General features: G+C 73.3%; 10 protein-coding genes. 6 read left to right on the forward strand and 4 right to left on the reverse strand.

Translation table 11 applies throughout. The annotated features are described in order from the left end of the window. Positions 1-305: 305 nt before the first annotated feature. Positions 306-1,793 (reverse strand): MFS transporter, encoded by a 1,488-nt coding sequence (locus tag ACPC54_RS33795; RefSeq protein WP_498970269.1) that lies wholly within the window; start codon positions 1,791-1,793, stop codon positions 306-308. A gap of 248 nt (positions 1,794-2,041) precedes the next feature. Between ACPC54_RS33795 and ACPC54_RS33800 the strand changes: the two genes are divergently transcribed. Both ACPC54_RS33800 and ACPC54_RS33805 read left to right on the forward strand, forming a co-directional pair. After that, on the forward strand, positions 2,042-2,416 hold the full coding sequence (locus tag ACPC54_RS33800) for a YciI family protein (RefSeq protein WP_498970270.1): 375 nt from the start codon (positions 2,042-2,044) through the stop codon (positions 2,414-2,416). Further along, entirely contained in the window at positions 2,413-3,681 is a 1,269-nt protein-coding gene (locus ACPC54_RS33805; RefSeq protein WP_498970271.1) for an RNA polymerase sigma factor, read from the forward strand. The genes ACPC54_RS33800 and ACPC54_RS33805 overlap by 4 nt, the downstream gene beginning before the upstream one ends. A gap of 85 nt (positions 3,682-3,766) precedes the next feature. Here ACPC54_RS33805 and ACPC54_RS33810 read toward each other — a convergent pair whose 3' ends face one another. Then, a complete protein-coding gene (locus tag ACPC54_RS33810; protein ID WP_498970272.1) occupies positions 3,767-5,749 on the reverse strand; it encodes a hypothetical protein in 1,983 nt (660 codons plus the stop codon). 317 nt (positions 5,750-6,066) lie between these two features. Here ACPC54_RS33810 and ACPC54_RS33815 point away from each other — a divergent pair, with 317 nt between their 5' ends. Next, complete coding sequence (locus ACPC54_RS33815; RefSeq protein ID WP_498970273.1) at positions 6,067-8,604, forward strand: collagenase; 2,538 nt, start codon at positions 6,067-6,069, stop codon at positions 8,602-8,604. A gap of 80 nt (positions 8,605-8,684) precedes the next feature. On the opposite strand, the gene ACPC54_RS33820 is transcribed toward ACPC54_RS33815, so the two are convergent. Both ACPC54_RS33820 and ACPC54_RS33825 read right to left on the reverse strand, forming a co-directional pair. Further along, a complete protein-coding gene (locus ACPC54_RS33820; protein ID WP_498970274.1) occupies positions 8,685-9,644 on the reverse strand; it encodes a DUF2510 domain-containing protein in 960 nt (319 codons plus the stop codon). Next, positions 9,641-10,594: a LysR family transcriptional regulator gene (locus ACPC54_RS33825; protein ID WP_498970275.1), complete on the reverse strand. Its 954-nt coding sequence runs from the start codon at positions 10,592-10,594 to the stop codon at positions 9,641-9,643. Before ACPC54_RS33825 ends, ACPC54_RS33820 begins: the two co-directional genes overlap by 4 nt. Before the next feature lie 163 nt (positions 10,595-10,757). Between ACPC54_RS33825 and ACPC54_RS33830 the strand changes: the two genes are divergently transcribed. Genes ACPC54_RS33830 through ACPC54_RS33840 form a run of 3 tightly spaced genes read left to right on the forward strand, consistent with a single transcriptional unit; the run spans position 10,758 to position 14,158 of the window. Next, the gene (locus ACPC54_RS33830) at positions 10,758-11,669 is read left to right on the forward strand and encodes a DMT family transporter (protein WP_498970276.1); all 912 of its coding nucleotides are present in this window, start codon (positions 10,758-10,760) and stop codon (positions 11,667-11,669) included. A 42-nt stretch (positions 11,670-11,711) separates the two neighbouring features. After that, positions 11,712-13,235, forward strand: coding sequence for a leucyl aminopeptidase (locus tag ACPC54_RS33835; RefSeq protein ID WP_498970277.1), 1,524 nt, complete (start codon positions 11,712-11,714; stop codon positions 13,233-13,235). Next, positions 13,232-14,158 (forward strand): PhzF family phenazine biosynthesis isomerase, encoded by a 927-nt coding sequence (locus ACPC54_RS33840; protein WP_498970278.1) that lies wholly within the window; start codon positions 13,232-13,234, stop codon positions 14,156-14,158. Before ACPC54_RS33835 ends, ACPC54_RS33840 begins: the two co-directional genes overlap by 4 nt. Positions 14,159-14,333 lie beyond the last annotated feature (175 nt).

Consider the following 14,333-nt stretch of genomic DNA (forward strand, 5'->3'; position numbering starts at 1 on the left):
GGGGAGTCGATTCCATTCCGGAATGCTAAACCTCCGAAGTGCGCCGGTCGAACGGTTTTTCGCACACGACTGTCACGGCTGTGCAACAGTCGCAAAGTCACTCCCGGAAAGGTGAATGGTGTACGAACTGAGTGAATGTGCCGGAATTCCGTCGAGTGTCCGGACTCCGTTTCCCCCCGGCGTCCCCTCGCCCGCGTCGCTCTCCCTCGCGCAGGCCCGTACCTCTTTGACGCCGTGAGCGGGGCGGAACGTTGCACGCGGACGGGAAGCCGGTGCCGGCCCGGGCCGGCACCGGCGCCGGGGGTTCAGTGCTGGGGCGCCGGGTCGACCCGCTCCATTGATTCCATCGTCCCGACCGTCTCGATCGGTTCGATCGGCTCCGCCTGCCCGGCCAGCTTCCGCGGGCGCAGCGTGGCGCCGATCAGGGCCCCGACCGCGGTGAGGCCGACGCCGACCCAGAGGGCCGTGGTGAACCCGTCGACGAAGACGGCCGGCGCGGTGTACGCGCCCGGGCGGGCGAAGACGGAGGCGAGGACGGCGACGCCGAACACGCCGCCGAGTTCGCGCATCGCGCTGTTGGTCCCGGCGGCCATGCCGATGTCCTCGCCGTCGACCGAGGCCACGACCTCGTTGGCGACGGTCGGGAAGACCAGCGAGGTCCCGATCCCGGCGATCGCCAGGGCGACGCCCAACTCGGCGAATCCCAGGCCGGGTTCGGCGATCGCCGCGACCCAGGCGAGCCCGGCGCCCTGGAGGGTGAGGCCGAGGACGACGAACGGCCGGTTGCCGTACCGGTCGGCCAGCCGCCCGGCGAGCGGCGCGACGACCATCGGCGCCGCCGTCCAGGCCAGCAGCCGCAGCCCCGCCTGGAGCGGGGTGAGGCCCTGCGCGGACTGGAAGAACTGCGCCATCAGGAACAACGCCCCGAACAGCCCGGCGTAGAGGAAGAAACTCACGCCGTTGGCGCCCGCGAACCCGCGCCGGCGGAACATCGCGAGCGGCAGCATCGGCGTCGGTGCCCGCCGCTCCCACCACAGGAACAGGGCGACCACGGCCGCCCCGGCGACCAGCGACGCCGTCACCTCGACGCTGCCCCAGCCCACCGAATTGGCCCGCACCAGGCCCCAGGTCAGGCCGAGGAACCCGGCGCCCGCCAGCAGCAGGCCCGGCACGTCCAGGTGGGCGTGCGGGCCGAAGCTCTCGCGCAGCCTGCGCGCGGCGAGCGGGATCAGGGCCAGGCCGATCGGCACGTTCAGCCAGAAGATCCAGTGCCAGCTGAGGCCCTGGACCACGGCTCCGCCGACGACCGGTCCGGCGGCCACCGCGAGGCCCGCGATGCCGCCCCAGAGGCCGATCGCCATGCCGCGCTTCCCGGCGGGGAAGGCCTCGCTGATCAGGGTGAGCGTCAGCGGCATGACGAGCGCGGCGCCCGCGCCCTGGACGGCCCGGGCGGCGATCAGCGCGCCCACGGTCGGGGAGAGCGCGGCGCCCGCCGAGGCGAGGGTGAACACGGCCAGGCCGACGCAGTACATCCGGCGCCGACCGAAGCGGTCGCCGAGCGCGGCCCCGGTGAGCAGCGAGCAGGCGAAGCAGAGGTTGTAGGCGTTCACCGTCCATTCCAGGTCGGCCAGGCTGCCGTGCAGCGAGGTTCGCAGGACGGGGAGCGCGGTGGTGACCACCAGCGTGTCCAGGGCGGTCATGAAGACGCCCAGGGATGCGAGCACCAGGGTCCAGGCCTGTGCGGCAGGCCTGGCGACGGGGGCTGGGACGGCGGCCGTGGCATCGGTGGCCATGGCGACGGCACCTCCTCGTACCGATGTCCGCCGGCGGGGCCCACGCTCCGCCGGCCTTCCTCAGGTAGGACGAACGGCCGCGGGCCCGATGGACAGCGACGGCGGTCCGACTGCCGGCCGATTGCCCGCCGATTGCCCGCCGATGCCGCCCGGCGGACGATGGAGGAGGCCTGACCCGAGCCGTCCGCCCATCCGTGCCCACCCATATCCATCCGTGTCCATCCGGGTCCGTCCCGTTCGTCCCACAGGTGACCGACCGGAACGAGGAGGACGACATGCGCTACCTGTTGATGATCTGTACGGACGAGAGCCGGATCGCCGCCCTTTCCCCCGCGGAGGGCGCGGCCATGCTGGCCGAGTACGGCGCTTTCGGCGAGGAGATGGGCCGTCGCGGCGTGCTGCTCGGCGGTGAACGACTGCGGCCGACCACCGACGCCACGACCGTGCGGGTGCGCGACGGCGAGGTGCTGGTCGCGGACGGCCCGTTCGCCGAGACGAAGGAGCAGGTCGGCGGCTACTACCTGGTCGACTGCCGGAACCTCGACGAGGCCATCGAGGTCGCGTCCAGGATCCCCGGGGCGCAGCACGGAACGATCGAGGTGAGACCGATCTGGGAGCGGTGACCACGCAGGCGCGGGACGCCGTCGCCGAGGCGTTCCGGTCCGAATGGGGCCGGATCGTCGCCGTCCTGATCCGCTGGACCGGCGACTGGGACCTGGCCGAGGAATGCGCCCAGGACGCGTTCGAACGGGCCCTGGAGCGCTGGTCCCGCGACGGCGTCCCCGACCACCCGGGGGCGTGGCTGATCACCACGGCCCGCAACCGGGCGGTGGACCGGCTGCGCCGGAGCCGGACCGAGGCCGCCAAGTACCGGGAGTTCGCGATGACCACGGCCGACCCCGAGCCGCCGCCGGAGGGCGGCACCGCCGACGACTCCGGCATCGCCGACGACCGGCTGCGGCTGATCTTCACCTGCTGCCACCCCGCCCTGCCGCTGGACGCCCGGGTCGCCCTCACCCTGCGCACCCTGGCCGGGCTCACCACCGTGGAGATCGCCCGCGCGTTCCTGGTCTCCGACCAGGCGATGGCCAAGCGGCTGGTCCGCGCCAAGGCCAAGATCCGCAACGCGCACATCCCGTACCGGGTCCCGCCCGGCCACCTGCTGCCCGAACGCACGGCGGGCGTGCTCGCGGTGCTCTACCTGCTGTTCAACGAGGGCTACAGCGCCACCGGGGGGACGGAACTGATCCGCGCCGGGCTGTGCGCCGAGGCGATCCGGCTGGCGCGCCTGCTGGTCCTCCTGATGCCGGACGAACCGGAGGCCGCCGGGCTGCTGGCGCTGATGCTGCTCCACGACGCCCGGCGGGACGGCCGCCTGGACGCCGCCGGCGACCTGGTGCCGCTGGAGGAGCAGGACCGCTCGACGTGGGACGGCGACGCCATCGCCGAGGGCTGCGCCGTGCTCGATGCCGCAGGACGCCGGGGCCGGCCGGGCTTCTACCAGCTCCAGGCGGCCATCGCGGCCTGCCATGCGACGGCACCCACGCCCGGCGCCACCGACTGGGCCCGGATCGCGCGCCTGTACGGCTCGCTCGCCGAGCTCACCCCCTCGCCGGTGGTGGAGCTGAACCTGGTCGTGGCCAGGGCGATGGCCGAGGGCCCGGCCGTCGGACTGGACCTGCTCGCCCGGCTGGAGGAGGAGCCGGCGCTGGCCGGGTACCACCTGCTGCCCGCGACCCGCGCCGACCTGCTCCGGCGGCTGGGCCGCCGGCGCGAGGCGGCCGCGGCCTACCGCGAGGCGCTGGAGCTGGCGGGCAGCGGTGCCGAGCGCCGCTACCTGCGCCGCCGGCTGGCCGAGACGGGCCACGACGTGGACCGGCGGGCCTGACCGCACCCGCGTCCTCCCCGCCGTTCGGCCGGCGCCGCGTCGCGCGGTGCCGGCCGAACGGGCGTCAGGATGCTTCCTGTGGCTGTCAGGCGAGCTTCTGGCAGAGCAGCGCGTACGGGCGCGCCGCCCACAGCTGCCACCAGGGCTGGCTGTAGGCGACCCCGGCGACGTACTCGTCGTCGGCGCACTGGCCCTTGGCGAAGCCGTACGCGAAGTCGCCGCCCCCGGCCACGGCGGGCCGGTTGTCGCCCTTGTCGAACCACACCGTGCGGCTCGAAGTGCCGAGCGGTGCGGCGGACTTGGCGCACAGCACGCCGATCGTCCGGCCGTTGCGGCTGTATCCGGACACGTAGGAGCCGGCGGGGCACTGGGCCTTGGCGTAGCCCGGCGCCCAGTCGGTGGTCACGTAGGTGCCGCCGTGGTCGACGAGGTACGCGTGGCCGGCGTCCCACGCGTTCGGCTTCACCGCGTCCGTGCACAGGCCGTCGTCGCCGCCGTGGCTGAGCCCGATCAGCCGGCTGCCGTCCGGGCAGGCGGCCTTGACGGCCGACACGTCCCAGTCCGGACGGGTCTTCAGGTAGGCGGACTGGTTGTCGTCGCCCAGCGGGGTGCTGAGCGTGGTCCAGGTCACGGTGGGCGGCGGGGTGCCGGTGCTCACCGAGGTGATCGGCCATTCGCGGTGGAAGGCGAGGAAGGGCAGGTCCGCGGAGAGGATCGGGGTGCCGAGGACGGCGAGGCGGGCCATCAGGGCCCCGTTGATGTCGAGTCCGCCGTAGAGGGCGGCCGTGCCGTTGATGCTCGGCGTGGTGCCGGTGCCGTCGAGGACGATCGAGCCGTTGACGGCGGCCCGCAGGTACGGCTCGATGGACGCCTTCACGCCGACCGTGTCGTACAGGGCGATCGAGCCCTCGGCGAGCAGGCCGGCCTTCGCGGAGGCGGAGCCCCTGAGGTCGAGGCGCAGCGGGCTGACGGTGGAGGTCCCTGGGTCGGTGGTGGTGGTCCAGCCGGGGCCCTTGACGTAGTCGGAGTGCACGCCCCACTGGCCGTCGTACGCCTGCTCGGCGTCGAGGGTGACGGTGCCGTCCGCGCCGATGTCGGCGGAGAGGGTGAAGTTCAGGTTGATCACGACGGGCAGGGCGCCCACCATCACCACGGGGCTGGCGCTGTACGTGGCCAGCGGTATCCGGAGCGGCGTGGTGCTACCGCTCAGCCTGGCGCTGACGTGCCAGTCGGCGTGCGCGCCGAGGGTGAAGCCGACCCGGGCCTGCTGGGGGTCGATCAGGCCGACGCCGCCCCGGTAGGAGAAGTCGATGGCCGGGGTGAGCGAGACCGAGCCGGAGAGCGTCGCCGAACTGCCGTCGGACAGCGGGACGGTGGCGTTGGCGCTCAGCCCCAGGCTGCCGGACACGGAGCCCGAGCCGGCGGACGCCCCGAGGTCGGTGGTGACCTGGATCCCGCCGATCTGCGGCTGGACCTGGAAGGCGGCGGGGCTGACGGCGCTGTGCAGGCTGGTGCTGGTCGCACCGAGCAGTTCGGGGAGGGTGGCGGGGCGGGTGCTGACGGTCACCTTCCCGTCGGCGGCCGGTTGCACGCCGGTGACGGCGACCAGCGCGCCGTGCGGCGCCGCCGGGGTGGGCGGGCTGTCGATCAGCTGCCCGGGCTGGACGGCGGCCGCGGTGGCCGAGTCGGCGCTCGGGTTCGCGTCCGGGTTCGCGGCCGCGACGGACGGCGCCCGCGTTCCGGCGGCGGCGGGCGCGGGCGCGAGCACGGCGCTGCCGCTGGCGGAGTCGTAGGAGGAGAGCGCGAGGCCGGGGGCGGTCGCGGCGGTCGCCGGCGCGCTGCCCTGCGCCGGCGTCGCCACGACGGCCGCGGTCGTGCCCGTGGTCGTGCCCGTGCTCGGAGGCACCAGCGTCGCCGGCTGGGTCGGGCCGGGGTCCGGCGCGGCCGGCGCCGTCGCGGTTACGGCGGTCTCGGCGGCGGCGGGCTGGGCCGCCGCGGTGGTCAGGGCGCCGCCGCCGATGAGGAGGGCCATGGAGGTGGCGGCGGCTTGCAGTGTCAGCTTGCGCATGACGGGTGAGGGATCCCTTCGTGCGTGTCAGCGGTGCGGGGAGGGCGAGTCGGGCCGACTCCGGTTCAACAGTCCTGCGGGACAGGAGGGTTGGGGTCGGATCGCGGTCGGCCCCCGGAGAACCTAGCGCACGGTTGTTCGTCCGTCTCCAGTGCGGCTTCGGGTCGGTGCCCTCTGCCGTGCTATGGCCATCGGCCGTTCATTGCTATGTCACACCTTATTGATTGTGACCGGTCACACGTGACACCGTGCCGAGCGAGACCTCGACGCGTTCGCGCTCCGGGGCTCGACCCCACACCCCCACGCAAGGAGTGACGATGCGTCACGGAATCCGGCTGTCGAAGATGATGGCCGTGCTCGCCGCCGCAACCACCGCCGTCACCGGCTTGGCCGCCGCCCCGAGCTTCGCCGCCCCCACGGCGAAGACGGGCCAGCAGGCCAGCCCGGCCCCCGGTGCCGCGCACCGCGACGGCATAGCCCCCACCGGCAGCGCCTTCGGTCTCCACACCGACGCGCAGACCCAGCAGGGCCGCCTGGCGCCCGCGCAACTGCCGCCGCGCTCACCGCAGTCCGCCGCGCCGAAGGCCCCCACGCCCAAGCTCGCCAAGGCGACCGGCACCGCGAACCCGGCCGTCCGCGCGGCCAGCACCTCCTGCACGCCCGCCGACTTCAGCAGCCGCACCGGCGCCGACCTGGTCGCGTACGTCCAGGGCGCGAGCGTCGACTGCATCAGCTCGCTCTTCCACCTGACCGGCCGCGCCGCCAACGGGGTGTTCAAGCAGAGCCAGATGATCGCGGTCGCCAACGGCCTGCGCAGCGCGGCCGCCACCTACACCGGCGACAACTCGACCGGCATCTACCAGCTGGTCTACTTCCTTCAGGCCGGCTACTTCGTGCAGTACTACGACTCGAACGACGTCGGCCCGTACGACTCCACGCTGACCGGCGCGGTCCAGGCCGCCCTCGACACCCTCGTGGCGAGCCCGCACTTCCTGGACGTCAACGACGGCAACGGCCAGGTCGCCGGCCAGGCGATGATCCTCACCGACAGCGCCAACCTGCAGGCCCACTTCCTCGGCACCTACCAGCGGGTGCTGAACGCGTACGACAGCACGTGGGACTCGTCCTGGTACATGGTGAACTTCGCGAACAGCGTGTACACCCCGATCTTCCGGGGCCACCAGAACGCCGACTACGTCGCGGCGGTCACCGCCGACCCGAGCATCATCAACACGCTGGACGCCTTCGCGCTGAAGCACAAGGGCATGCTCGGCGGCACCAACTCCTTCCTGGCGTCCAACGCCGGTCTGGAGACGGCCCGGTTCGTCGAGCACCCGGCGCTGGTGAACACCGTCCGGCCGCTGGCCAAGGGCCTGCTGGACATCTCGTCGATCACCGGCCCGACCGCCGGGCTCTGGGTCGGCGTCGCCAACCAGGTCGCCTTCTACGACCAGGCGAACTGCTCCTACTACGGCGTCTGCGACCTGTCCGCGAAGCTCAAGGCGGCCGCCCTGCCGATCAGTCACACCTGCGACGCCACGCACAGCATCCTGGCGCAGAGCCTGACCGATGCCGACCTGGCCGCCGTCTGCGCCAGCCTGCAGAACCAGGACACCTTCGTCCACAAGCTCGTCAAGGACAACGGCCCGATCCCCGGGCAGTACGAGAACTCGCTGCAGATGGTGGTGTTCGCCTCCCCGCTGGACTACCAGACCTACGCGCCCGGCATCTACGACGTCAGCACCAACAACGGTGGCATCACCCTGATCGGCGACCCGACCAAGGCCGACAACCAGCCGCTCTCGCTCACCTACCAGAACGGCAACGACGGCTTCACCGCGGGCATCTGGAACCTCAACCACGAGTACACCCACGCGCTCGACGGCCGCCTGGACATGAAGGGCAACTTCACCCAGCAGATCTCCGTGCCGGACGTCTGGTGGATCGAGGGCGTCGCCGAGTACGTCTCCTACACCTACCGGGGCGTCACCGACACCGGCGCGATGGCCGAGGCGCCCAAGCACACCTACCAGCTGAGCACGCTGTTCCAGAACACCTACGACAACAGCGACACCACCCGCACCTACCCGTGGGGCTACCTGGCCGTCCGCTTCATGGAGGAGAAGCACCCGGACGTCATCTCGACCATGCTGAGCCACTTCCGCACCGGTGACTACGCCGGCGGCTACGCGACCTACAACTCGATCGGCACCGCGTACGACGCCGAGTTCAACACCTGGCTGGACGCCTGCGCCGCCGGCGCCTGCCAGGCGAGCAGCACTCCGACCGCCGCCTTCGCCGCCGCCCCCTCCGGCCTGACCGTGAACTTCGCCGACCAGTCGACGGAGTCCGGCAGCGGCAGCCTCACCTCCTGGGCCTGGAACTTCGGTGACGGCGCCACCTCCACCACCCAGAGCCCCTCGCACACCTACAGCGCGGCCGGCAGCTACACCGTCAGCCTCACGGTGACCGACAACGGCGGCAGGACCAACAGCATCTCGCAGTCCGTCACGGTCACCGGCCCCAACGCCTGCACCGCGGCCGACACCCGGGTGTTGGACAAGAACTGCTCCCGGACCGGCCAGTCCGCGACCGCCGGCAACCTGCAGTACTACTACATCTACCTGCCGGCCGGTAACACGACCCTGAAGGTCAACAGCTCCGGCGGCACCGGCACCGCGTACCTGCTCTACAACCCGAACACCTGGGCCACGCCGAACGCCTACACCAACGGCTCCACCAACGCCGGCACCAACCAGAGCCTGACCGTCACCAACACCACGGCCGGCTACCGCTACATCAGCCTCTACGCCCAGACCGACTTCAGCGGCGTGACCATCAGCACCCAGTACTGAGCCCCCACTCGGTACCGATCCACGCGCGGCGGCCCGGAGCACTCCTCCGGGCCGCCGCCCGTTCCCGGCAGCGGTCGGGATCAGGTGCTGCTGCCGGAACCGCCGGAGTCCACCTTGACGCCGCCGAGGATCTTCTCCAGCGCGTCCTTGTCCGGCGCCTGCGCGTCGTCGTCCACCGAGCCCACGAACATCACGTACCCGCCGCCCTTGGCCTGGAAGGTGGCCACCAGCACGTAGCCCTGGACGCCGGACGAGCTGCGGACGTGCCAGCGCGTGACGTAGCCGGGCACGCCGTCCACGGTGGTCTCGCCGGACCCGTAGTCGGTGTGCTCGGTGATCCCGTGGTACATCGCCTCCGCCCAGCGGGGCATCGCGGTGTCGGCGGCCTCCTTGGCCGTGGCGCCCTTGACGGTGTCCTTCTCCACCATGAAATCGCCCCGGACCCACGGCTTGCCGTTCGGCCCGGTGTAGCTGCCGGTGCTGAGGAACAGCGACTCGCCCGGGTGACCGGCCTCCGTCTTCCAGCCGTCGAGGAGCGGGACGGTGATCGCGTGCTGGGAGTCCGGCGCGACGCCGGTGGCGGACGGCGCCGGCTTGGGCGTGGGGTTCGGCGACGGGCTGTCGCTGCGGCTGACGACGACGGTCGGGCCAGGGGTCGGGCCGGCCTTCGGGTCACCGCCCTGGAGGAACACGAACGCCGCGACGGCCCCGCCCACGGCCAGCACACCGACCGCGACGCCGACGAGCACGCCCGTCCGGCTCCGCCGGGGGCTCGGCGGAGGGTAGCCCGGGCCGGGGTAGGCCGGAGCGGGGTAGGCCTCCTGGCCGGGGTAGCCCGGGTACCCGGGGGCAGGCGGATAGCCGTAACCGGCCTGCGGGTACGGGGCCGGGGCCTGGGCCTGCCAGGTCTGGGGCCGGGCGTCGGCAAGGAGTGGGCGGACGTCGTCGGTCCACGCGCGGCCGTCCCACCAGCGCTCGTGACCGGGGGTGCCGTCCGCACCGAGTACCGGGTACCACCCGGGAGACATCGAATCGCTCACCGGCGTACGGTATCCGGCCGCGTCCCGGCCCGGACAGCGCGGGTCGGCGTCTCCCGCCCCCGCGCCGCGGCGGCCTCGTGCAGAGCGTCCAGCAGGGTGCGCAAGGCGGGCTGGGCCGCGGCGGCTTCCTGGACCGCCAGGTAGACGGACCGAACCGGTTGCGGGCGGTGCAGCCTGCGCACGGCGACCCCCGGGTGACGACCGCCCAACGCGAGCCGGGGGACGAGGCCCACGCCGAGGCCGGCCGCGACGAAACCGATCGCCGAGGCGTAATCCTCGCTGGCCGCGACGACGTTCGGGGTGAAGCCCGCCGCCGCGCAGGCGTCGGTCATGATGTCGAGGCAGGGGCCCGGCGGCTCGCTGCCGATCCAGGGCTCGGCGGCGAGGTCGGCCAGGGCGAGCGCCCGCCGTGCGGCGAGCGGGTGCCCGGCCGGCAGGACGGCGTGGAACGGGTCGTCGATGAGGGGGATCAGCCGGACACCGGGGCGGCCCCTGCCGTCCGGCCGGACCACCACGGCCACGTCCGCGTCACCCCGCTCCACCTCGGCCAGCGGGTCCTGCTGCTCGCCCAGCCTGAGGTCGATCCGCACGCCCGGATGCTCCCGCCGCACCCGGGCCACGGCAGGCGCCACGAGCGTGGAGCCGACCGACGTGAAATAGCGGACCGCCAGCCGGCCGGAGCGTTCGGCGCGCAGGTCGGCGAGTGCCGTCTCCGCCTCGGCGAGGTGCCGACTGATGACGTCCGTGTAGCCGGTGAGCAGCCGGCCCGCCGCGGTCGGCCGGACACCGCGGCCGAAGCGTTCGAGCAGCGCGATCCCCGCTTCCCGCTCCAGCACCGCGACCTGCTGGCTGACGGCGGAGGGCGTGTACCCCAACTGCTCCGCTGCCGCCGTCATGGACCCGCTGCTCACCACGGCCCGCAGAACCTGCATCCGTCTCACATCAAGCATGCAGCTCAGCTTAACGCTCGTGCAGTTTTCTTCGCTTGTCCTTCCAGATCGCCCCGGGCATCGTTCAAGGCGTCGGCCGGGCCACGGACGTGGCTACGGACCTGGCCACGGAGCCGGCCACGGAGCCGGCCACGGAGCCGGCCACGGACTTGGGAGGAGAAGGGTGAAGGACGGAACGAGGGCGTCGGTGCGGATGGCCGTGCTCGCCCTGCTGTGGGGATCGACCTTCCTGTGGATCAAGCTGGCGCTGACCGTGCTGTCTCCCGTTCAGGTCACCCTCGCCCGCTGCCTGCTGGGGGCCGGCGTCCTGACGGTCGGGTGCCTGAAGGCCGGGCACCGCCTCCCGCGCGGTCGCGCGATCTGGGGCCGGATCCTCACGGCGGCCTTCTTCTGCAACGCGCTCCCGTTCGCCATGTTCAGCATCGGCGAGCAGACCGTCGACTCCGGGGTGGCCGGCGTCCTGAACGCGATGACCCCCCTGTGGTCGCTGCTGATCGGCATCGTCCTGGGCGCGGAGCCCGCCGTCCGCCGGGTCCGCCTCGGCGGGCTGCTCCTCGGGTTCGGCGGCGTCCTGCTGATCTTCGCCCCCTGGGAGAGGGCCGGGCAGGTCGGCTGGGGCGCGTCGGCCATCGTCGTGGCGGCGATCAGCTACGCCATCGGATTCGTCTACATGGGACGCACCCTGGTCGGCCGGGGCGTTCCCACCATCGCCCTGTCCGCCGCCCAACTCCTCGCCGCCACCGCGCTGACCGCGCTGACCCTGCCGGCCGGCGGACTGACGCCGATCCACCCGGACGCGAAGGGCCTGCTGGCCACGGCCGTCCTGGGCATCTGCGCCACCGGGATCACCTTCCACCTCACCTACCGGATCATCGCGAACGAAGGCGCCACCCACGCCGCGACGGTCGGCTACCTGCTGCCGGTCGTCTCGGTGGGGCTGGGTGCCCTCGTCCTGGACGAGCCCGTCAGCCCGCGCGTCGCCCTGGGGATGGTGATCGTGCTGGCCGGCGTCGCCCTGACCCGGCTCAAGGGGACGCCGATCGCCGCCGGTCCGTCCGCCCGGTCCGCGAGCTGACAGACCCACCCGCCCCCCTTTGAACGAGAAGGACCCCAGAACATGACCGTGTTGACGGTGCGTGATTCCTCCGCCGGGGCGCTGCCCGCGGATTCCGTCGTGATCGGTGTCGTCCAGGGCCCGGCCGGCCCGACCGTCGTGTCCGGAGCGGAGGCCGTCGCCGGGACGTTCGACGACGGACTCGCCGGAATCCTCGCCGGCCTCCGCACCCTCGGCATGACCGGAGCCGAGGGCGAGGCGGTGAAACTCCCCGCCCCCGCGGGCAGTTCGGCCCGGATGGTGCTCGCGGTCGGCCTCGGCCCGGCCCGGCCGGACGGGGTGCCCGACGCCGAGGCGCTGCGCCGGGCGGCCGGCGTGGCCGCCCGGGCCCTGGCCGGAACCGGGAGGGCCGTCCTCGCCCTTCCGACCGCGTCCGCCGACGCGGCCGAGGCGGTGGCGCTCGGCGGCCTGCTCGGCGCGTACGCCTTCCGCGTCTACCGGACCGGCCGGGACGACGAACCCCCGGTCCGCGAGCTGGTGATCCTCGCGGACCCCGGCCACCGGAAGGCCGCGGAGGCCGGCGCGCACCGCGGCACGGTGATCGCCCAGGAGCTGAACCGCTGCCGCGACCTCGTCAACACCCCACCCAACGACCTGTATCCGGAGAGCTTCGCCGCCGCGGTCCGGGCGGTCGGCGAGGAGCACGGGCTCACCGTCGAGGTGCTCGACGAGCCGGCCCTGGCCCGGGCCGGCTACGGCGGCCTCCTCGGGGTCGGCCGGGGATCGGCCCGACCGCCCCGGTTGGTGCGGATCGTCCACGCCCACCCGGACGCGACGACCCGCCTCGCCCTCGTGGGCAAGGGCATCACCTACGACTCCGGGGGCATCTCGCTGAAGCCGGTGGGCTTCAACGAGATCATGAAGCGCGACATGTCCGGCGCGGCGGCGGTGCTCGCCGCCGTGGTCGCCGCGAGCCGGCTCGGCCTGCGGGTCCACCTCACCGGCTGGCTGGCGCTGGCGGAGAACATGCCGTCCGGTTCGGCCCTGCGCCCCGGCGACGTGCTCCGGATGTACGGCGGCCGGACCGTCGAGGTGCGCAACACCGACGCCGAAGGCCGTCTGGTGCTCGCCGACGCCATCGTCCGCGCGGGGGAGGACGGGCCGGACGCCATCGTCGACGTGGCGACCCTGACCGCCGCCGTCCGGATCGCGCTCGGCAACCAGGTCTTCGCCGTGATGTCCGACGACGACGCCTTCCGCGACCGCGTCCTCGCGGCCGCGGCGGCCGGCGGCGAACAGGCCTGGCCGCTGCCGCTGCCCGCCGACCTGCTGGACGGCCTGGAGTCGACGGTCGCCGACCTCGCCAACAGCGGCGGGCGGATGGGCGGCGGCCTGGCCGCGGGCCTGTTCCTCAAGGAGTTCGTCCCGGACGGCACGCGCTGGGCCCATCTGGACATCGCCGGCCCGGCCTTCAACGAGGGCGCCGCCCACGGCTACACCCCCACCGGCGGCACCGGCGCGGCGGTCCGGACCTTGATCCGGCTGGCCCGGGAGGCCGACACCGCGGCCCGGGAGGTCGCCCCATGAGGGCCCTCTACCAGGTCGACGCCTTCACCACGACACCGTTCACTGGCAACCCGGCCGGCGTGGTGCTGGACGCGGACGGGCTGACGGAGGGGCAGATGCTCGCGATCGCCCGCGAGCTCAACAACTCCGAGACGGCCTTCGTCCTCCCCCCGGACGGCCCCGACCACGAGGTGCGGGTCCGCTTCTTCACCCCCACCACCGAAGTCCCGACCTGCGGGCACGCGACCATCGGCACGCACTACGCCCGGGCCGTGGAGTACGGACTGCCGTCGTGCACGGTGGTCCAGAAGACGGGCGGCGGACTGCTGCAGCGCGTGGAGGTCCACGCGGACGGGGACCGGGTCCGGATCGGCATGCACCAGGGGCCGGCCGAGTTCGGCCCGGAACTTGACCGGTCCCAGGTCGGCCGGCTCCTGCGGGCGCTCGGCGCCGCCCCCGCCGACCTCGCCGAGGACGGCCCGGTCCGGATCGTGTCCACCGGCCACTCCAAGGTGCTGATCGGACTGCGCGACCGTGCCGCGGTGGACGCCCTGCGGCCGGACGCGGGCGCGCTGACGGCCCTCAGCCACGAGGTGGGCAGCAACGGCTTCTTCGTCTTCGCCCTCGGGGCCAGGGCGACCCGGGCCGCCCTGGCCGTGGATGGACCCGGCCCGCTCACCTGGTCCCGGATGTTCGCGCCGGCCATCGGCATCCCCGAGGACCCGGTGACCGGCAACGGCCACGGCCCGCTCGGCGCCTACCTGCTCCGGTACGGCCTGGTGGCCGCGCCCGGCGGCCGACTCGCCTTCACCGGACGGCAGGGCGTGGCGATGGGGCGGCCGGGCGACGTCCACGTCCGTGCCGAGACGGACGGCGGCGGCAGGGTGCTGGCGTCGGTCACCGGCGAGGCGGCCGTCGCCTTCCGGGCCGAGCTGCGGCATTGACCCGAGGCCGGGGCCGGGCCGTGCGGGCGGCGCTGGCGCCTGTGCGGCCTGGCCCCGGCATTTGTTTCGGGCGTTGAATAGGGGTACTGTCTCCCAGTCGCTCGGCAGGGAGCACCGGACACGCATCGGCGCGGACGGTCCCGGGGCGGCCAATCCCTTGAAACACCACTTCCTG

The sequence above is a fragment of the Kitasatospora sp. NPDC094028 genome, from assembly GCF_049543595.1.
GTDB lineage: Bacteria > Actinomycetota > Actinomycetes > Streptomycetales > Streptomycetaceae > Kitasatospora.